This is a genomic window from Acidovorax sp. NO-1 (assembly GCF_000238595.1).
Lineage (GTDB): Bacteria > Pseudomonadota > Gammaproteobacteria > Burkholderiales > Burkholderiaceae_C > Acidovorax.
This window is the reverse complement of the sequence record NZ_AGTS01000029.1, coordinates 26,255-46,726: the sequence shown is the minus strand read 5'-3', so window position 1 is coordinate 46,726 and position 20,472 is coordinate 26,255. Positions and strand designations below refer to the sequence as shown.

Here is a 20,472-nt window from a genome sequence, read left to right as displayed (position 1 = left end):
GAGCGGGATCAGCTGCTAGGCGGACGGAGCACAGGAACCGGAACGTACTTGAAGTACGTGAGGATTCCGACGGCAAGGGGGTGGGGCCCCTTGCCTCCCCACTCGGCCCAACGACGCAGATGGCCCGCGCAGTAGCCAGCTAACTCACAAAGCTTCGATGATGCCGGCGGCGCCTTGGCCTGTTCCTACACACATCGTGACCATCCCGTACTTCAGCTTGTGCCGACGCAACGCATGCACCACCGTCGCCGCCCGAATCGCACCCGTAGCCCCCAGCGGGTGCCCCAGCGCAATCGCACCACCCATCGGGTTCACGTTCGCAGGGTTCAGCCCCAGCGTATTGATGACGGCCAGCGACTGCGCCGCAAACGCTTCGTTCAGCTCGTACCAGCCAATGTCATCGCTCTTGAGACCCGCATAACGCAGGGCCGCAGGAATGGCCTCGATGGGGCCAATGCCCATGATCTCCGGTGGCACGCCGCGCGCTGCATAGCTCACAAAACGCGCCAGGGGCGTCAGTCCAAACTGCTTCACGGCCTTTTCGCTGGCCACGATCAGTGCACCCGCGCCGTCGCTGGTCTGCGAGCTGTTGCCCGCCGTGACGCTGCCGCGTGCCGCAAACACGGGCTTGAGCTTGGCCAGGCCTTCCAGGGACGTGTCGGGGCGCGGGCCTTCGTCCAGGCTCACGGTGCGGCGCTTTTCCACCACTTCGCCGGTAGCGAGGTTGGGCGACCGCTCCACGATTTCGAAAGGTGTGATTTCGTCGGTGAACTCACCCGCCTTTTGTGCCTTGATGGCACGCAGGTGGGATTCGAGGGCGAAGGCATCCTGCGCCTCGCGGCTCACCTTCCACTGCTGGGCCACCTTCTCGGCCGTGAGGCCCATGCCGTAGGCAATGCCCACGTCTTCATCGCGGGCGAACACCTCGGGGTTGAACGACGGCTTGTTGCCACCCATGGGCACCAGACTCATGGACTCGGCGCCACCAGCGATCAGCACGTCGGCCTCGCCCACGCGGATGCGGTCGGCGGCCATCTGCAGCGCGGTGATGCCGGATGCGCAAAAGCGGTTCACGGTCACGCCGCCCACGGGGTGGTTGAACGCCAGGCCCACGGCAATGCGGGCCATGTTCATGCCCTGCTCACCTTCAGGGAAGGAGCAGCCAATGATGGCGTCTTCAATCGCCTTGGGGTCGAGCGTGGGCACCTGCAGCATGGCGCTCTTGATGGCGGCGACCAGCAGGTCGTCGGGTCGGGTGTTCTTGAAATAGCCGCGGCCCGAGCGCCCGATGGGCGTGCGCGTGGCAGCAACGATGTAGGCGTCCTGGACTTGTTTTTGAGCCATGGTGTTGACACTCCTTCAATTCTTGGGGGGGCGGCTGGAAGGAACCCAGGCCCACGTAAATACACATTCGACCGGCTCCACACCGGCTTCGTCGGTCACGGTGACTTTCACCTGAACCTCGCCCTTGTCGCTGGCCTGCATGGCAGCGCGCTGCTCGGCTGTGAGCGTGGCCACGGCCTTGAGGCCGCCCGTGGCGCGCTTCTTGAACGCCATGCTCAGCTCCTTGGCCAGCGGGATGCAGTCGTCGCGCACGTTCATGCCCACCACCATGCCCGTGGCTGTTTCGGCCAGCAGGTTCATGGCCGAGGCATGCACACCACCGATGTGGTTCTGCACGCGGTGCTCGTTGGCGAGGTGCACCTCGACCCGCTCGGGCGTGAGCGACACGAACTTCACCCCGGCCGTACCGGTAAAGGGCACGGCCCGGCGCAGGATGATGTTCTGCACGAAGCCGCGCATGAAGGCGGGGGCTTCGTCCAGACGCATCAGCGAGCGCTGGAGTTTGTTGGGGGCTTGGCCCGTCATGGTGATACCGGTCAATTGCGGACAGGCTTACCCGTGGAGAGCATTCCGAGAATGCGCTCGTGCGTCTTGGGCTGGGCGATCAGGTGGCAGAACACCTTGCGCTCCAGCGTGAGCAGGTATTCCTCGCTCACCAGGGCGCCCGCATCCACATCGCCACCACAGACCACCTCGGCGATCATGGCGCCGATCTTGAAGTCGTAGGCGCTGATGAACCCGCCGTCGCGCATGTTCACCAGCTGGGCCTTGATGGTGGCCAGGCCGCTGCGGCCCGCCACGGGGAACAATCGCTTGTGCGGTGCACGCCAGCCGCTCGCGGCCATGGACTTGGCTTCGTTGATGGCGACGAACAGCAGCTCGTCCTTGTGCGGCACGATGATGTCGCTGTCCAGTAAAAAGCCGAGCTTGCGCGACTCCAGAGCGCTGGTGCCCACCTTGGCCATGGCCGCGGCGGTGAAGCCTTCGGTCAGGAACGGAAGGATGTCCTTGCCCGTCGAGGCCGCCATGTTCTCGGCCGCACGGCGGGCGATGTAGGTCAGGCCACCGGCGCCGGGCACCAGGCCCACGCCCACTTCCACCAGGCCGATGTAGCTTTCCATGTGGGCCACGCGCTTGGCCGAATACACGGCCAGCTCGCACCCTCCCCCCAGCGCCATGCCGTGGATGGCAGCCACCACCGGCACCTGCGCGTAGCGGATGCGCATCATCAGGTTTTGCAGCTCCTGCTCGATGCTTTCCACAGCATCGGCACCGCCGACCATGAAAGCGGGCATGGTGGCTTCCAGGTCAGCACCCACGCTGAAAGGCGCGTCGCCGGACCAGATAACCATGCCCTGGTATTCGGCCTCGGCCAGTTCCAGGCCTTCCATCAGCGCTTCCATCACTTCGGGGCTGATGGCGTGCATCTTGTTCTTGATGCTGGCGATCAGCACCTGGCCATCCAACGTCCAGGTGCGCAGCGCCTTGGACTCGGCGATGGTCGTGCCTGCGGTGCGCCAGTCGGGCAGGTTGGACTCGCCCAGCAAGGCCTCGGGAAAGATCTGGCGCTCGTACACCGGCAACTGGCGGCGTGGCACAAACTTGTTCTGCGATGCACTCCACGAACCTTGTGCCGTGTGCACGCCACCGGCGTCGGCCACGGGGCCTTTGAACACCCATTCGGGCAGCGGCGCCTTGGAGAGCGCCTTGCCGGCGTCGATGTCTTCCTGAATCATTTTCGCCACGTCGAGCCAGCCCGCTTCCTGCCACAGCTCGAAGGGGCCCTGCTTCATGCCAAAGCCCCAGCGCATGGCCTGGTCCACGTCGCGGGCGTTGTCGGCAATGGTGCCCAGGTGCACGGCTGCGTAGTGAAAGCTGTTGCGCAGGATGGCCCAGAGGAACTGGCCGGGCGCGCCTTCGGCATTGCGCAGCAGGCGCAGGCGCTCGGCAGCGGGCTTCTTGAGCATGCGGGCGTACACCTCGTCGGCCTTCTGGCCGGCGGGCACGTACTCTTCGCTTTCCAGCTCGAAACGCATCACATCGCGGCCGACCTTCTTGAAGAAGCCTGCCTTGGTCTTCTGGCCCAGGTTGCCCAGCTCCAGCAGCTTTTTCAGCACGGCGGGCGTGCCAAAGCTTTCGTAGAACGGGTCCGTCTCAATACTCAGGTTGTCCTGCAGCGTCTTGATGACGTGGGCCATGGTGTCCAGGCCCACCACGTCGGCAGTGCGGAAGGTGCCGCTGGATGCACGGCCGAGCTTCTTGCCCGTGAGGTCGTCCACCACGTCGTAAGTCAGGCCGAAGTTCTCGACTTCCTTCATCGTGGACAGCATGCCGGCGATGCCCACGCGGTTGGCGACGAAGTTGGGCGTGTCGTGCGCGCGCACCACGCCCTTGCCCAGGCCACTGGTGACAAAGGCTTCGAGCTGGTCGAGCACTTCAGGCTGGGTGGTGGGCGTGTTGATCAGCTCCACCAGCGTCATATAGCGCGGTGGGTTGAAGAAGTGGATGCCGCAGAAACGCGGCTTGATGCTCTCGGGCAGCACTTCGGACAGCTTGGTGATCGACAGGCCCGAGGTGTTGGACGCCAGGATGGCGTGCTTGGCCACGTGGGGCGCTATTTTTGTGTACAGGTCAAGCTTCCAGTCCATGCGCTCGGCAATGGCCTCGATCACGAGGTCGCATTCCTTGAGCATGTGCATGTGCTCTTCGTAGTTGGCCTGCTGGATCAGCGCCGCGTCGTCGGCCACGCCCAGGGGCGAAGGCTTGAGCTTCTTCAGGCCTTCGACGGCCTTGGTGACGATGCCGTTTTTCGGGCCTTCCTTGGCAGGCAGGTCGAACAGCACCACGGGCACCTTCACGTTGACGAGGTGGGCGGCAATCTGCGCGCCCATCACGCCTGCGCCGAGCACGGCGACTTTTTTCACTTGAAATCTGGACATGGTTTGAATAGGTTCAATCAATCCGTTCGGGCTGAGCTTGTCGAAGCCGTGGCGAGGGGGTTGCATCCAGGCCCTTCGACAAGCTCAGGGCGAGCGGGGTTTTGTGAAAGACGAGCAGCGCTACTGCACGCGGATCCAGGTCTGCGTGCGACCGAAGGGGCCGATAGAGCCCCGCACTTCGAGCTTCTTGCCGCCCTCGATGGGGGTCATGCGCAGGGTGTAGTTGCGACCGTTCTCGGGGTCGAGAATCTTGCCGCCTTCCCACACATCCTTGCCCTCGGCCTTCTTGGCGGCGCGGATGATCTCCAGCCCCAGCAGCGGCTTGCCCTTGCGGTCGTCCGTGCACTCATTGCACACATCCTCGGGCTTGGCGTCTTTGGTCAGGCGCTTTTCCAGCGCCCCGTTCAGCACGCCGCCGCCGATGTCGCGGATGCGGATTTCGGCCTTGGCCTCACCGGTCTTGTCGTCGACGTTGCGCCACAGGCCTTCGGGCGTCATCTGCGCCCAGGCCGGCAAGGCACTTGCTACCAAAACAATAGCTGCTACCGCTTTATACATAAGCGCTCCGTGGCAAAAAGACTTGAAATCCGCACCCATGACTGATCAGGCCAGTGCCAGATCGGTGTCCATCAGCACCTTGCTGCCGGCACGCGCCGTGCGCATCAGCGTGGCGGTTTCGGGGAACAGCTTGGCGAAGTAGAAGCGGGCCGTCTGCAGCTTGGCGCCGTAGAAGGGGTCGGTGTTGCCAGCGGCGATCTCGCGCAGGGCGACCTGGGCCATGCGGGCAAACAGGTAGCCAAACACCAGGTGGCCGGCCACGCGCAGGTAGTCCACGGCGGCAGCGCCCACTTCGTCGGGGTTCTGCATGCCCTTGAAGCCGATCTCGGTGGTGAACTTGGTCATCTGGTCGCCCAGCATCGCAACCGGGTTAATGAACTCGGCCATCTTCTCGTTCACGCCTTCTTCTTCCACCAGCTGGCCGATCAGCTTGCCCAGCTTTTTCAGCGTGGCGCCCTGGTTGCCCAGCACCTTGCGGCCCAGCAGGTCCAGCGACTGGATGGTGTTGGTGCCTTCATAGATCATGTTGATGCGGTTGTCCCGCACGTACTGCTCCATGCCCCACTCCTTGATGAAGCCGTGGCCGCCGAAGACCTGCATGCACGAGTTGGTGGCAATGTGGCCGTTGTCGGTGATGAAGGCCTTCACGATGGGGGTGAGCAGGGCCACGAGTTCTTCGGAGTCCTTGCGCACCTTTTCATCGGGGTGGCTGTGCACCTTGTCCAGCAGCAGCGTGCAGAAGATCTGTAGCGCGCGGCCACCCTCGGCATACGCCTTGGCAGTGAGCAGCATCTTGCGCACATCGGGGTGCACGATGATCGGGTCGGCATCCTTGTCCTTGGCCTTGGTGCCGCTGAGCGAACGCATCTGGATACGGTCCTTGGCGTAGGCCAGCGCATTCTGGTAGGCCACCTCGGTCAGGCCCAGCGACTGGTTGCCCACGCCCAGGCGGGCGGCATTCATCATCACGAACATGGCGGCCAGGCCCTTGTTGGGCTGGCCCACCATGGTGCCAATGGCGCCGTCCAGCGCGATCTGCGCCGTGGCGTTACCGTGGATGCCCATCTTGTGTTCCAGGCCGGTACAGAAGATCGGGTTGCGCTCGCCCAGCGAGCCGTCTTCCTTGACATGGAACTTGGGCACGACAAACAGGCTGATGCCCTTGCTGCCCTTGGGCGCATCGGGCAGGCGGGCCAGCACCAGGTGCACGATGTTGGCGGCCATGTCGTGCTCGCCCGCGCTGATGAAGATCTTGTTGCCGGTGAGCTTGTAGGTGCCGTCGGCCTGGGGTTCGGCCTTGGTGCGCAGCAGGCCCAGGTCGGTACCGCAGTGGGGTTCGGTCAGGCACATGGTGCCGGTCCACTCGCCGCTGGTCAGCTTGGGCAGGTACAGCGCCTTCTGTGCGTCGGTGCCGTGGGCGTGCAGGGCTTCGTAGGCGCCGTGGCTCAGGCCGGGGTACATCGTCCAGGCCTGGTTGGCCGAGTTCATCATCTCGTAAAGGCACTGGTTCAGCACGAAGGGCAGACCCTGGCCACCGTAGGCCGGGTCGCAGCTCAGTGCCGCCCAGCCGCCTTCGACGTACTTGGCGTAGGCATCCTTGAAGCCCGTGGGGGTCTTCACTTCGTGGGTCGCCTTGTCGAGCACGCAGCCTTCGGTGTCGCCGCTGATGTTGAGCGGGAAGGCCACTTCGGCAGCAAACTTGCCGGCTTCCTCGATCACCGCGTTGATGGTGTCCACATCCACGTCAGCATGGGCAGGCAAGGCCTTGAATTCATCACTGACCTTGAACACTTCGTGCATGACGAATTGCATGTCGCGCAGGGGCGGCGTATAGGTAGGCATGGGTTTACTCCTTGGATGGGATGGTTTGGGTGGAAACTTTGCGGCGCCGGGAGCCAGCCGGGTCGGCCGGCGCGGCAGCAGCCTGCGCTCCGGCGCTGTAACGCGCCAGGATGTTGTGAAAGCCCTGCACGGCGCGGCCCATGGAGCCGGGGGTCTGCAGGAACCGTGCTTCATAGTGCAGCGCCAGGATGAGGCCGTGGATCTCGAACAGCATCTGCTCGGCGTTGGTGTCTGCACGCAGCTCACCCAGGCCTTTGCACTGCTCTATGGCACGCTGCATGGCGGCATGCCAGGTCAGTACCGAGCTGGCCAGTGCGTCGCGCACGGGGCCGGTACGGTCATCAAACTCGACCGCACCACTGATGTAGATGCAGCCCGAGTCGATTTCGATGGAGGTGCGCTTCATCCAGTTGTCGAACATGGCCGACAAGCGCGCCAGGCCGCGCGGGGCGGACATGGCGGGGTAGAACACCTCCTGCTCGAAGCGCGTGTGGTATTCGCGGATGACGGAGATCTGCAGCTCTTCGCGCGAGCCAAAGTGGGCAAACACGCCCGACTTGCTCATGCCCGTGACATCCGCCAGCGCCCCGATCGACAAGCCCTCCAGCCCGATGTGCGTGGCCAGCCCCAAGGCGGCCTCGACAATGGCGGCCTTGGTTTGCTGGCCTTTTTGCAGGGCACGGCCGGTCCCGCTGCGAGCGCGCGGGATGCGGGTGACCGGGCTGGGGGAAGAGGTGGGAGGCATGCAGGCAAATAAAAACGAACGTTCGTTCTATTTTGCAGCAAATTCCGCCCCCGCCAAAACCCCCGGGAAAAATAGGGAGCCCGCCCAAAATCCACCGTTGTTGCCACGCCACCCCGCCATGGGTCAGCCAGCAGCTGCCCGCGACAGGCCTGCCCGGCCGCCTGGCTACAGGATCAGCGCGAGGCTGGCGTCCAGGTGCTCAGTGGGCAGGCGCTTGAACCCCGAACGCGCATACCGCTGCAGGCGACCCACGGCAAACGCCGCCAGCACGCTGGCCGCCACCTGGGCATCGACCGTGGGGGTGGCAGAGCCCGCAGCCCCCGCACGCAGACACTGGCGCAGGGTGGACTCGATGCGGTCAAAAAACTGGTTCATGCGCTGCTGCAGGCGCTCGTGCTCGAACACCAGCGCATCCCCCACCATCACCCGCACCATGCCAGGGTTGCGCTCGCCAAACTGCAGCAGCAGCGCCACGATGCGTGCGGCCTGGCGCCTGCCGACTTCGGCGGGTTGGTCCGGGTCGGGCACGTCGCGGCCGGTGATCTGCTGGACCAGGGTGAACACGGTCTGCTCGATGAAGTCGATCAGCCCCTCGAACATCTGCGCCTTGCTGGCAAAGTGGCGGTACAGCGCCGCCTCGCTGACCGACAGGCGTGCAGCCAGCGCGGCCGTGGTGATGCGCTCTGCCCCCGGCTGCTCCAGCATGGCCGCCAGCGCTTGCAGGATCTGCTCCCGCCGCTCGCCGGGCTTGGGCCGCTTGCGTGCCGCGGGCGTTTCACCCACATCGTCGGTACTGGCTGGCTCTGGAAGGGGCAAAAGTTCAGACATGCAGGAACAGGGGCTGGGATGGGGCCATGCGGCCAGTGGCGCCCTGTGCCCGGCGTCACGCCACAGGGCATGCGCCGGTCTGCGGCAGGGCGTAAATCATGTGTGGAAATGATTCTCGCACAGGGTTCAAACAGTCCCCACGCTGGCTCGTGCCACACCGGCACGTCCCAAAGAACTGCTTTGTATCGGCTGCGCGCTGACCGCTACGTTGCAAACAGCACCGTTACGAGCAGCCCCCGACCATGCGCGCCAGCCCCCAACTTGAGGGATGCCCCGTGCACGCGCGCAATTTCGTCGGCAATGGCGAGCCCCAGACCTGTGCCCTCGCCCAGTGTGCCGGGCACCCGGTAAAAGCGTTGCATGACCCGGCCACGCTCGGCGTCGGGTACGCCGGGGCCGTCGTCCTCTACCGCCAGAAACACACGGGGCGTACCCGCGCGTTGGCGCATGCCGCAGCGTATGGTGACCACGCCCCCTGGCGGGGTGTATTTGATGGCGTTGTCCACCAGGTTGGAGAGCAGTTCGCGCAGCAGCCAGCCGTGGCCGGTGACGTGCACGGGCTCGACTTCCAGGCCCAAGTCCAGCCCCTTGCCCGTGGCGGGGTCGAGAAACGTTTCCAGCAGGGTTTCGCACAGGTCTTTCAGGTCTATGCGCTGGGGGGCCTGCGCGTCCAGGCTGCGCGCATCGGCGCGCGACAGCGCCAGCAACTGGTGCGCGAGCTGCGATGTGCGACGCGTGGCGTTGCGCAGCTTTTCAATTTGCTCAACTCCTAAAATAATAGCGCCTTGCGCTTTACTGTCATGCGCTGGAGGCACTTTTCTATCAGAATTGGGAATCGCAACCCGGGGCGGTGCCGCCGCCTTGGCCATCATGGCCCAGGCCTCGACCTGCGACTGCAGGCCGGCCAGCGGCGTGCGCAGCTGGTGGGCCGCATCGGCCACGAAACGGCGCTGCGCCTCGGCCTGGGCATTGACCAGCGCAAACAGGCGGTTGAGCGAATGCACGAGCGGGCGCACTTCGGCGGGGGACGAGGCCTCGTCGATGGGGCTCAGGTCGCGCGGCGATCGGTGCTCCACCGCCTCGGCCAAGTCCACCAGCGGCTTGAACGCACGCCCCACCGCCCAGTGGATGGCCAGCGCCGCCGCGGCCACCAGCACCAGATTGGGCAACAGCACCCGCAGCAACAGCTGCTGGGCCCATTGCTGGCGCGGGTCGGAACCGTCGGCCAGCGCCACCACCAGCTCCCCCGCCCCGGTTCGCCCGCGCTGCACCGCCACGCGGTAGGTCACGCCGCCGTATTCAGCGCTGTGGAACTCCGGCTCGTGTGTGCCCGGTACCGCGCTGTTGACCCAGGCATCGCCCAGCAGCAGGCGGCCCGAGGTGTCGCGCACGCTGTACGCAGCAAACCCGGCGTTCTGGCGCAGGAAGTCCTCGACCGGCGGTGCCAGCAACAACAGCGGGGGCTCGCTGTCACGGATCGAAGGCGCCAGCACCGAATCGGCCAGCGCCGGGAGCAAGCGCAGCAGGCGCTGGTCATGCCGCCCGGCGGCCTCGTCGGCCGAGCGGTAGTCCAGCCACACCCCCACCAAAGCCAAGGCAAACAGGGGCAGCACCAGCAACAGGAGCAACCGGTTGCGCAGATCGGAGGTCATCGCGCGCAACCCAGGCCGCTGGAAGGGGGTGGTGCGGTCCAGCTTCGTCATGCGCGTCACCGGGATGGAGGGCAGCCTGCCGGGCCCGGTTCAGGCAGCCGCCTGCAGCTCCAGCCGATAGCCAAAGCCGCGGATGGACCGCAGCGCCACGCCATGAGGCTCCAGCTTGCCGCGCAGGCGCGAGACATACACCTCGACCGCGTTGGGCGTGATCTCCTTGTCCCAGCCGGTGAGCGCCTGCAGCAGCTTGTCTTTGCTGGCAGGCTTGGGCGCGTTGATGAGCAGGTATTCGAGCACCGTCCACTCCCTTGGGCCCAGTTCGATGACCTGTTCACCCTCTGCGGTGCGCACGCTGGCACGGCGGCCTGCCGTGTCCAGCTCCAGCGGCCCGAAGTTCAGCACCGCCGTGGTGGCGGCCTGCGAGCGGCGCAGCAGGGCACGCAACCGCGCCAGCAGCTCGGGCAGCTCGAAAGGTTTCACCATGTAGTCATCAGCCCCCAGGTCCAGGCCCTGCACGCGGTCGTGCAGCGCGTCGCGCGCTGTGAGGATCAGCACCGGCATCGCCGGGCTCACCATGTCGGGGCGGCGCAGGCGGCGGGTCAGCTCCAGCCCGTCCATGGCAGGCAGGCCGATGTCGATGATCGCCGCGTCGAACGATTCAGCGCGCAACACCTCCTCCGCGCGCTCCCCGCTGCCCACCCAGTCCACGGCATAACCGGCGTCCGTGAGCCCCAGCTTGATGCCGCTGGCCACCATGATGTCGTCTTCGACCAAAAGCAGGCGCATGGTTCATCCTCTGCGTCTAATGAGTCGCATTGATGCGGCCCATGCAACAGGCACAGCGCTTGCATTGCACGCGACCCAAGCCAGCGACCGCCGCGCAAGGGCAGCCCCGCCGCGCTGGCGGTGTCCCCCCTCCGCGTTGCGCAGCAATGCAAGAGAGGGGGGAAGGCGCGCAGCGACTCAGGGGGGTGTTCATCAATGACTACGGATCATGGTGCCGTAGGCCTGATCGGTCAGGATTTCCAGCAGCATGGCATGCGGCACCCGGCCGTCGATGATGTGCACGGCATGCACCCCCGCCTTGGCAGCATCCAGCGCGCCCGCAATCTTGGGCAGCATGCCACCCGAAATGGTGCCGTCAGCAAAGAGGGCATCGATCTCGCGGGCAGTCAGGTCGGTGAGCAGATTGCCTGCCTTGTCCAGCACGCCCGGCGTGTTGGTCAGCAGCATGAGCTTTTCAGCCTGCAGCACCGTGGCGAGCTTGCTGGCCACCACGTCGGCGTTGATGTTGTAGCTCTCGTTGTTTTCGCCAAAACCGATGGGGCTGATCACCGGAATGAAGGCGTCATCCTGCAGCGCCTTCACCACGCTCGGGTCGATGGAAACAATGTCGCCCACCTGGCCTACGTCGTGTTCGATGGCGGGATTCTTGCTGTCCACCATCTTGAGCTTCTGCGCGCGGATCATGCCGCCATCGCGCCCGGTCAGGCCCACCGCCTTGCCACCGGCCTGGTTGATCAGGCCCACGATGTCCTGCTGGACCTCGCCGGCCAGCACCCATTCGACCACCTCCATGGTCTCGGCATCGGTCACGCGCATGCCCTGGATGAATTCGCCCTTCTTGCCCAGGCGGTTGAGCGCCGTCTCGATCTGCGGGCCGCCACCGTGCACCACCACGGGGTTCATGCCCACCAGCTTGAGCAGCACCACATCCTCGGCAAAATCGGCCTGCAGGGCCGGGTCGGTCATGGCGTTGCCGCCGTACTTGATGACCATGGTCTTGCCATGGAACTTGCGGATGTAGGGCAGCGCCTGGGCCAGGATTTCAGCCTTGTCGCGCGGGGCAATCGAAAGAAGGTCGGTCATGGAGGCGGGCCATCCGGAGAAAACTGTGAGGCGCAAATTGTGCCGCATTCGCCAGCGTCGCGAGCACAGCCAGCTTCAGTGGCGCAACCAGTGCGGAACCTTGAAGCGCACGATGGCGAAATACGCCATCACATAGCTGACCACAAACAGCCCGCAAAACGCCATCAGCAGCGGCGTATTGCTCCAGAACAGCACGGCCGGCACCACAGTCAGCAAGGTAAAGCCCCACAGATAGGGGGAGGTGCGGTTGTTGCGCATCAGCATGCGGCGGGACTCATCGTCGTGGAACACCCCGCGCACGATGCGCCGGTAGATCAGCTGATGAAAGTGCAGCGCATCTGCCACCCCGGGCGACACGCCCCGCACGGCTTTGCGATATATCGAGAACACCGTCTCCCACACCGGGTAGATCAGCAAAAGCATGGGAAACCACGGCGACACATCGGCGTTGCGCTGCACCAGGGAAATACTGGCCAGCGCGATCACCACGCCCCACACGTAAGCGCCCCCGTCACCTGCAAACAACATGCCACGCGGGTAGTTCCAGACCAGGAAACCGCCGGTGGCAGCGGCGGTGCAAACCAGCATCGCCGCCAGCGCGCGGTCTCCGACTTGCAAAGCCACATGGGCCAGTGCCAGACAGACGATGAGGGCCACCATTCCCGCAAGGCCGTTGTAGCCATCGATGATGTTGAAGGCATGGGGCAGGCCGGCCACTGCCAGCACCACAATCCCGATGCCGATCCAGGGAGCAGCGCCGAGCAGTGCGTCAGCCACTGGCCAGCCGAGGCGGGGCAGCGTCAGGTCCAGCAGCGTTACCGCCAAAATGCCCGACGCCCCGGTCAGTACCAGGCGATAGCGCACCGCCAACCGCTGTGTCATATCTTCCGCGATGCCGCCTAGTACCGAAGGTAGCAGCACCACGATCCACAGAAAAACCCAGTTTCCGAGCCGCAGGGAACCGGGGTCGCCCCGGCCGGTCTGCCACACGCCGAGCAACCAGCTGGCGACGACACCAGCCAGCAGTGCTACGCCGCCAAGACGCGGCACCTCACCGACATGAAAGCGTTGCGGCATGGCGTCACCGTACTCCACACCCCGCTCCCCGAGCCACCGAACGATGGCTGCAGAAACGAACAGGGTCAAAAGGAAACTAATAAAGGACAGCCAGATCATGGAGTGCGGATGTTACGCGCCGCGCCTGTATCAAAGTGCAAGCACCTCGAAGTATTGCGCCCCCACCTTGCTCCAGGTGTAGTCCTGACGCGCCATTTCGCGCATCCGCGCTCCCGCAGCTGCGGCTTCCAGACCGGGCAATACGGCAACAGCCTCAAGCAGCCCTTGTGCATCTGCGAAATAGATCGCATGGCCTTGGGTGGTGTAGCGGTTGAACACGCAATCAAATGCCGCCACAGGCACTCCGAAATGCATCATCTCCACCAACGAAGGATTGGTACCACCGGCCGAGTGGCCGTGGACATACAGGCTCGCGCCCTCTCTCAAAGTCTTGAGCGCTCCGGTATCGTATTCAGGGTCCACCAGCACCAGGTGCCCGAAAGCCTGGTAGCGTTCGCGCAGACGCTGGCCAAAGGGGCTGGCATTCCAGTTGCCTACAAAAACCAGCGGCAACTCTGATGTGCGCGAAAACGCGTCCAGAATCATTGCCACATTGTTTTCGGGTTCGATGCGGCAAATGGCCAACGCGTAGCGAGGCGGCAAAGCAGCGGGATAGGGGCGGTTGGCCACCTGTACGGCGTGGTCTCCGCCATAGGCGATCACGCTGCATGACTTCCCATAGTGATATGCCACGTGTTCCGCCACACCTTGATTGTCGGCCACGACCGTGTGCGAACAACGCACTGCCAACCACTCTGACAAACGCAAAAAATTTCGCGCCAGCCATCCCCATTTGGCTCTATGCCACTCGATACCGTCAATATTGGTCACCACCCGAGTCCGCCCGAAGCAGCGCACCAGGGGCAACGCTATCGCGCCCGATACGCCCAGCAGCAACACCACATCGGCGCACCTGTACACCGCCAGTGCAAGGGACCACGCATCGTAGGCAACACTTGCCATGCCGTTTGCCGGGAGCGGCACATAGGCAAGCTTCGCTCCTCGGAGCGCCGACGGTTTCACTCCCCCGGTCCGCCCACTGCAAACCACGGTCAGCTCCACCGGAATTCCCTGCTGCTCCCGGTACACCACCAAGTTCTCCGCCAGGGTCTCAAACCCGCCGTACGAAGCAGGGATGCCAGCGCTGCCCACAATGAAGATTCTTTTCATGCGTCAAACACCGCACGGCGGATCTCTGACTGAAACACGTCCGGCGACAGCGCCTCAGCACGCATACGGCACTGACGCGACAAGCTTTGGCACAGCGCCTCGTCACCCGCGAGCCGCTCCACGGCAGACCACAGGGCATCGGCGTTGCGTGAGTCGACCAGGTACCCATGCACGCCGTTCACTACGAGCTCGGCCGGCCCACCCACCGGTGGCGCTATCACAGGCACGCCGAATGCCATGGCCTCCAGCAGCGTGAGCCCAAACGTCTCCTCGCACCGGTCCACGCGCGAGAAGTTGACCACCAGGCTGGCCCGGGCATAGACCTGCGAGGTGTCCGCCACCGCGTGCCTCACGCACAGGTTGGCCGGCAGAGCCTCCCGTTCGGTCCAGTACCGCTGCGCGGCATCAGCGCTGTCGCTCACCACCAACTCAAACTCCACGTCAACACTGTCAGCAAAACGACGCGCCAGCTCCACGAACTCCGGCACGCCCTTGTAATCGCGCAGGGCACACAGCATGCAGACACGAAAGACGCCTGCGCGGCGAGATGTGTAAACACATCGCATCCCTGCGTCAAACATCGCAGCGTCAACGCTGTTGGCTACCACTCGCACATTCGGCAAATCTCCAAGCCCAAGCCTGCGACGCTGAAAGTCCGACACACAAATCACGCGGTACGCAGACCAGGTGGCAACCCGCAGTAAAAACCACTGCAGCATGCGTGGGCGCAGGGACACCTCGTGCAAATGGCACACCACCCGCCGCCCACTCAGCCGGCCATACAAAGAGGCGGCAAACGGCAGTAGCGTGTTCACATACAGCAGCGCGCCGCTATCAATGTCACGTGCCCGGCGCAAACCGCGCCACAGCTCCCACTGGCTGCGCAGATAGGCCCAGAGCGTAGCCCAGCGATTCGTGCCACGCCGGTAGGCATATCGCCTCGCCTGGGGCACCATTTCGCCCAGAAATCCGTCGCCCCCACTGCCTAGATAAAGCAGTTGCATGGGGTCCTGCACCGCCAGCGCCTGCATTGCATGACCCAGCACCCTGGGGCTGCCAGAGCGGTCATTGAGCAAATGAATGAAAACGATCATGAAACCTGAACAGCGCCTGTCAGCGAACCCACGATTATCACTGCCCGCCCCCCCGGCATAATTCCGGGATGACACAGAACATCGAGGATTTGCACGTCTACCTGCGCAGCATCCGCCCGGACGAGCGCACCTCCCTTTCCGTCCTGGCCAGCCTCGTCCACGACGGCGCCACCGTGCTCGACCTGGGCTGCGGCAGCGGCGCCCTGGGCCAGTACCTGCGCGAAACCCGGCAATGCAACAGCGACGGGCTCACCTGGAGCGAAGCCGAAGCGGCCCACGCCCGCCCCCACTACCGCCACGTGGTCGTGGCCGACCTGGAAACCTGCAACCTGCTGGCGACGTTTGCCGCGGGTCAGTACGACTACATCGTCTGCGCGGACGTGCTGGAGCACCTGCGGGCCCCCGAACGCGTGCTCGCCGCCTGTCGCGAGCTGCTCAAGCCCGGCACCGGCAGGCTGCTGGTGTCCGTACCCAACGCTGGCTATGCGGGTCTGGTGGCCGAGTTGCTGCAGGGCGAGTTCCGCTACCGCGAGGAGGGGCTGCTCGACCGCACGCACCTGCGTTTCTTCACGCGCCGCTCGTTGGCCCGTTTTCTGGGCGAGGAACGCTGGGCCGTGCAATCGCTCGAGACCATCCGACGCGAAATGCCCGAGTCCGAGTTCAAGGCCCAGTTTGACCAGCTTCCGCCCGCCGTGGCCCGCTACCTGCTGGCCATACCCGACGCGCTCACCTACCAGTTCATCGGCGTCGCCCAGCCCGTGCTGGCAGTGGTCGAACACGACCAGCAGGGCACGCCCGATCCGTTGGAAGCACATGCCCTTTTCACCGCCCGGCTCTATGTAGCCTGCGGCGGCAGCTACGAAGAAGATAGCAAACAGACCGCCACCGGCATCATGGGACAAACGCAGCAGACCCTGCGCTTCACACTACCCGAAGGCAGCGCCCCCCTCACCGCGGTGCGCCTGGACCCCGCAGACCGGCCCGGCTTCCTGCATCTGCACGCCCTGCGCCTGCTGGATGCGCAGGGCCAGCCCCTCTGGCAATGGAACGCCGCCCAGTCCACGGGCTCGCTGCTGGCGAACACACCGCACCAGCAGATCCTCTGGCAAGGCCCGCTGCCCGCCTCCAGCCCGGCCCTGCTGCTGCTCACCGGGGACGACCCCTGGTTCGAGCTGCCCGCCCCCGCAGCGCAACTCGCAGGCGCCACGCACCTGGAGGTGGACCTGGGCTGGCCCTTGTCCGCCGACTACCTGGCGCTGTCCGCCACCGTGCTCCCGCTGCAAGACCGTATTGCGGAGCAGCGCCGCGAACTGCAGCACATGCACACCCTTGCCCGCGCACTGGACGAAAGCCGCGCACAAAGTGCCAGCTTTCAAAATGAATCCGCACAATTCCAGCGCAACGCCACGCGCCTGCAATACGAGCTCGCCCGCCTGCAAGCCGAGCACAGCGAACTCACCGCCCACTTCAAGACTCTGGAAAACTCCCTCGTGTACCGCGCCACCCGCCCCCTGGCCACCGCCAAGCGGGGGCTGAACCAGCTTTTGGGCCGCACGCCCCCCCAGCCGCAGGCTGCGCAGCGGCCCGCGGCCCAACCCGTGCCGCCCACGCCCCACCCCGTGGACGTGATCGTCCCGGTCTATCGCGGCCTGGCCGACACGCGCCTGTGTATCGACTCCGTGCTCGCCAGTCCTGTGCGCGCCGCGTACCGCCTCATCGTCATTAATGACTGCAGCCCCGAGCCCGAAGTCACACAGTGGCTGCGCGAGCGCGCCGCACAGGACGAGCGCATCACTCTGCTGGAGAATCCCGAAAACCTCGGCTTTGTCGGCACCGTGAACCGGGGCATGGCCTTGTCTGACAGCAACGATGTGCTGCTGCTCAACAGCGATACCGAGGTGGCCAACGATTGGCTCGACCGCATCCGTGCCGCTGCCTACGGCGACGCCAAGGTCGCCAGCGTCACCCCGTTTTCCACCAACGCCACCATCTGCAGCTACCCGCGCTTTTGCGAAGACAACCCCCTGCCCGCCGGCTACGACACCGCCCGCATGGACGCCCTGTGCGCCCGTACCCACCCCGGCGCGGTGGTAGATGTGCCCACCGGCGTTGGCTTTTGCATGTACATCCGCCGCGACAGCCTGCAGGATGTGGGCCTGTTCGACACCGAAAACTTCGGCAAGGGCTACGGCGAAGAAAACGACTTCTGCCAGCGCGCCGCCCACAAGGGCTGGCGCAACCTGCATCTGCTGGACACCTTCGTGCTGCACACCGGTGGCGTGAGCTTTGGCGACAGCAAGAGCCCGCGCGAACGCGCCGCCATGGCCACCCTTGCCCGCCTGCACCCACGCTACGCGCGCGAAGTTCACGCCTTCGTGCAGGATGACCCCGCCGGCCCCTACCGCCTGGCGCTCGACGTAGCCCGCCTGCGCGATGCCGGACTGCCCACCGTGCTCGCCGTGCTGCACGACCGCGCAGGGGGCACCGTGCGCCATGTGCGCGAGCTCGCCGCACACCTTGCAGGCATGGCGCAGTTCCTCACCCTCACCCCCGGCTCCGATGACACCGTGCGCCTGCGCATGGCCGATCCGCGCGAAGGTTTCGAACTCGCCTTTCGCCTGCAGGACCAATGGGAAGACCTGCTGAACGTCCTGCGCCACCTCGGCGTGTGCCATGTGCACTACCACCACCTGCTCGGCCACGGCCAGGAAGTGCGCGACCTGCCGGCCCTGCTCGGCGTGCCCTACGATTTCACCGCGCACGACTTCTACAGCTACTGCACCCACATCACCCTCACTGGCACCAGCGACCGCTACGAAGGCGAGCCTGCCCCCGGCCAATGCGCCTGCTGCGCCCCCGGCGACCCCGCCCCCCTGGAAGGCGATGTGGCCCGTTGGCGCGGTGCCAACGCCCGCCTTCTCAGCGGCGCCCGCCATGTGTTTGCGCCCAGCCATGACACTGCGGACCGCATCCGGGCATTTGCCCCGGCTGCCCGCCTCCACACGGTTCCGCATACCGATGTGCTACCGGGCTCCCACCTGCCTTCACCCGCGCCCGAGCCACTGGCGCCCCCGGGCCGAAAACTCAAAATCGTCGTCATTGGCGCGCTCAGTGCCATCAAGGGCGCAGAGGTTCTGGAAGCTGCCGCGCTCGAAGCCGCCCGCAGCGGCGCTCCCATCGAATTTCACCTGCTGGGCTACAGTTACCGCGCCCTGCGTACGCAACCGCGCGCCGCGCTCACGGTGCATGGCGCATACCAAGATGAGGATCTGCCCGGCCTGCTCGCCTGGCTACAGCCCGATATCGCCTGGTTCCCTGCGCAATGGCCGGAAACCTACAGCTACACCCTGAGCGCCGCCCTGCAGGCAGGCCTGCCCGTGGCCGTGCCCGACATTGGCGCATTTGCCGAGCGCGTGGCGGATCGCCCCTGGAGCTGGGTCTGCCCCTGGGGCCAGGATGGCAGGGGATGGACACATTTTTTCTCCACCATTCGCACCCAACACTTTGCCCCGGCCGTCCCACCCGGTCTCCCAGCCGCCCAGCAGCACGTGCCTGACGCGCCGCACTGGAACTATCAGAGCAACTACCTCAAAGATCTACCACCCGCTCCGCCGACGGTGGATACCCCTCCCTTGACCGTCGCTGCCCTGGCCGCTTTCCAGGCGCAACCCACTGCCGCTGAAGGCGCGCGTTCGGGGACACTGAGCGCACTCGTTTACCTGCGGTCACTGCCCCTGTTGCGGGACGTCGCACGGGCTATTCCGGCACCCTGGCAACGGCGGGTGAAGATGTGGCTACGTGGCTAATTCTTTGATAGGTCTTCAGAAGTAATTAGAGTTTTTTCAACAAGGTCAACTATTGCGACGCTTGCGGCGGCTCACCAGTCGCTTCATAAAAATCAACGAAGACACCTCTAAACTCTCGCCCTGAGACCCACTTCAGGGCTCCGGCACACTGGCGGTTGACCATATCGAAATACAGCCGGTGCATCTGATGCTGAAACAGCACCACCTGCTCGCCAGGTGCCCACGGGTGTTGGCACAGCGTGCCGACGCCCTGCGGCACATCGTCCTGCGCGCCCACCGCTGTCAGAGCATAGGCCTTGCCCGCCTCGGCCATGAAACCACGCAGGTAATAGTTGAAGTAGATGGCATTGGGCGCCCATGTAGCCACAACTGTAGGCGTACCTTGCGCATTGTGGGCGATGTAGCGCGAAGCCTCGCGGTACTCCTCCTTCCAGGGCTTCTCATAAGACGCCAGCACCGCAGACAGGCTCACCATGCAACCCGCCAGCACCACCAAGCCCGTCAACAAGCGTTGGCGCCCGGCCAGTGAAAAAAGCACTGCGAACAGCGCCATGCCCACCGGCAACATGGCCGAAAAATACCGCTCGTGCCACACCCTTGCATGAAACGCGGTATAGATGCCATAGCCGAAGTGCACCGCCACCATGCCCGCAAACGCAACCGCCAGTAGCCAGCGCACACTCAGTTGCGGGACATGCTCCGCCTTCCAGCGCCCCCACACGGCGGCCACCACAGCAACCCCCAGCATCGCCCAAAGCGTATAGGCCCCAGGCATGAAATAGGCCGCAGCCTTTGGCAGCATCAAATCCCAGACATCTGGCCAGCCATAGTCGCGCCAACCAAAACGCCCTGTACCTGTCTCGGCCATCGAAAACCAGTTCAGGTACAGCCATGGCGCCAACAGCAATGGTACCCAGGCAAACCACCCAAACTCCCGCAAGGGCCTTCCCTGGCAGCACGCCACCACAAAGCGCAAGGCCACCAGCCCGCATGCCAGAACCAGCCCCGTGTAGTGCGTGTATGACAACAGCACATACAGCGCCACGTCCCATCCGAAGCTGGCGCCCTTATCTTGAGGGCCTGGCGCAGCCAGGGCGTAACGAACCACCCGAACCACCGCACATGTCGCCAACAACATCAGCAACCCGTACCCACGCGCCTCCTGCGCATAGGCGACCGCCGAAGGCGACAGTGCGAACAGCCACGCCGCGGCACCCGCCGCCCACGGGCCCAAGGGGCGTCTCAGCCCTACGAACAGGACCAACGGCGCCAGGCTCCCCGCCACCGCGCTCAAGGCACGCACGGCAAAATCGGACACACCGAACACCCTTGTCCACAGCCACAAAAGCGCTTCAAAAAGCGGAGGCGAGTTCTCGCCGGCCTTCCAGGTCAGCGCAGAATCCCCGATCCGCAAATCAGGGAAAAGCTTGGGTACATAGCTGTACCACGGCCTCCCATCCCCCACCTGGGTGATGATGGACACGGAAAACAGCTCATCGGACCATAGCC

15 protein-coding genes are annotated in these 20,472 nt (G+C 64.8%); 1 reads left to right on the top strand and 14 read right to left on the bottom strand.

Annotated features, from left to right (window positions below; genetic code table 11):
• Positions 1 to 144: 144 nt before the first annotated feature.
• The 13 genes from KYG_RS02460 to KYG_RS02400 all read right to left on the bottom strand — a co-directional run bounded on the left by KYG_RS02460 (position 145) and on the right by KYG_RS02400 (position 15,157).
• The gene (locus KYG_RS02460) at positions 145 to 1,344 is read right to left on the bottom strand and encodes an acetyl-CoA C-acyltransferase (RefSeq protein WP_008903237.1); all 1,200 of its coding nucleotides are present in this window, start codon (positions 1,342 to 1,344) and stop codon (positions 145 to 147) included.
• A gap of 15 nt (positions 1,345 to 1,359) precedes the next feature.
• Complete coding sequence (locus KYG_RS02455; protein WP_034692827.1) at positions 1,360 to 1,869, bottom strand: DUF4442 domain-containing protein; 510 nt, start codon at positions 1,867 to 1,869, stop codon at positions 1,360 to 1,362.
• An 11-nt stretch (positions 1,870 to 1,880) separates the two neighbouring features.
• The gene (locus KYG_RS02450; RefSeq protein WP_008903235.1) at positions 1,881 to 4,283 is read right to left on the bottom strand and encodes a 3-hydroxyacyl-CoA dehydrogenase/enoyl-CoA hydratase family protein; all 2,403 of its coding nucleotides are present in this window, start codon (positions 4,281 to 4,283) and stop codon (positions 1,881 to 1,883) included.
• 120 nt (positions 4,284 to 4,403) lie between these two features.
• Positions 4,404 to 4,841 carry a DUF2147 domain-containing protein gene (locus tag KYG_RS02445; protein WP_034692800.1) on the bottom strand — a complete coding sequence of 146 codons (438 nt, stop codon included), beginning with the start codon at positions 4,839 to 4,841 and terminating at the stop codon, positions 4,404 to 4,406.
• A 45-nt stretch (positions 4,842 to 4,886) separates the two neighbouring features.
• Positions 4,887 to 6,683, bottom strand: coding sequence for an acyl-CoA dehydrogenase C-terminal domain-containing protein (locus KYG_RS02440; RefSeq protein WP_008903233.1), 1,797 nt, complete (start codon positions 6,681 to 6,683; stop codon positions 4,887 to 4,889).
• Positions 6,684 to 6,687: 4 nt separating this feature from the next.
• Positions 6,688 to 7,428, bottom strand: a complete 741-nt coding sequence (locus tag KYG_RS02435; protein WP_008903232.1) for a TetR/AcrR family transcriptional regulator — start codon at positions 7,426 to 7,428, stop codon at positions 6,688 to 6,690.
• A 165-nt stretch (positions 7,429 to 7,593) separates the two neighbouring features.
• Positions 7,594 to 8,256, bottom strand: coding sequence for a nucleoid occlusion factor SlmA (gene slmA / locus KYG_RS02430; protein ID WP_034692798.1), 663 nt, complete (start codon positions 8,254 to 8,256; stop codon positions 7,594 to 7,596).
• A gap of 203 nt (positions 8,257 to 8,459) precedes the next feature.
• Positions 8,460 to 9,908, bottom strand: a complete 1,449-nt coding sequence (locus tag KYG_RS02425) for a sensor histidine kinase (protein WP_034692796.1) — start codon at positions 9,906 to 9,908, stop codon at positions 8,460 to 8,462.
• Between the two features lie 90 nt (positions 9,909 to 9,998).
• Positions 9,999 to 10,694, bottom strand: coding sequence for a response regulator transcription factor (locus KYG_RS02420; RefSeq protein WP_008903229.1), 696 nt, complete (start codon positions 10,692 to 10,694; stop codon positions 9,999 to 10,001).
• 192 nt (positions 10,695 to 10,886) lie between these two features.
• Complete coding sequence (gene argB / locus KYG_RS02415) at positions 10,887 to 11,777, bottom strand: acetylglutamate kinase (RefSeq protein WP_008903228.1); 891 nt, start codon at positions 11,775 to 11,777, stop codon at positions 10,887 to 10,889.
• A gap of 75 nt (positions 11,778 to 11,852) precedes the next feature.
• Positions 11,853 to 12,953: a glycosyltransferase gene (locus tag KYG_RS02410; RefSeq protein WP_008903227.1), complete on the bottom strand. Its 1,101-nt coding sequence runs from the start codon at positions 12,951 to 12,953 to the stop codon at positions 11,853 to 11,855.
• 30 nt (positions 12,954 to 12,983) lie between these two features.
• Complete coding sequence (locus KYG_RS02405) at positions 12,984 to 14,063, bottom strand: DUF1972 domain-containing protein (protein ID WP_008903226.1); 1,080 nt, start codon at positions 14,061 to 14,063, stop codon at positions 12,984 to 12,986.
• The gene (locus KYG_RS02400; protein ID WP_008903225.1) at positions 14,060 to 15,157 is read right to left on the bottom strand and encodes a glycosyltransferase family 4 protein; all 1,098 of its coding nucleotides are present in this window, start codon (positions 15,155 to 15,157) and stop codon (positions 14,060 to 14,062) included. The genes KYG_RS02405 and KYG_RS02400 overlap by 4 nt, the downstream gene beginning before the upstream one ends.
• Before the next feature lie 68 nt (positions 15,158 to 15,225).
• Between KYG_RS02400 and KYG_RS02395 the strand changes: the two genes are divergently transcribed.
• Positions 15,226 to 18,963 carry a methyltransferase domain-containing protein gene (locus tag KYG_RS02395; RefSeq protein WP_008903224.1) on the top strand — a complete coding sequence of 1,246 codons (3,738 nt, stop codon included), beginning with the start codon at positions 15,226 to 15,228 and terminating at the stop codon, positions 18,961 to 18,963.
• Between the two features lie 49 nt (positions 18,964 to 19,012).
• On the opposite strand, the gene KYG_RS02390 is transcribed toward KYG_RS02395, so the two are convergent.
• On the bottom strand, positions 19,013 to 20,446 hold the full coding sequence (locus KYG_RS02390) for a glycosyltransferase family 39 protein (protein WP_237707188.1): 1,434 nt from the start codon (positions 20,444 to 20,446) through the stop codon (positions 19,013 to 19,015).
• Positions 20,447 to 20,472: the final 26 nt, after the last annotated feature.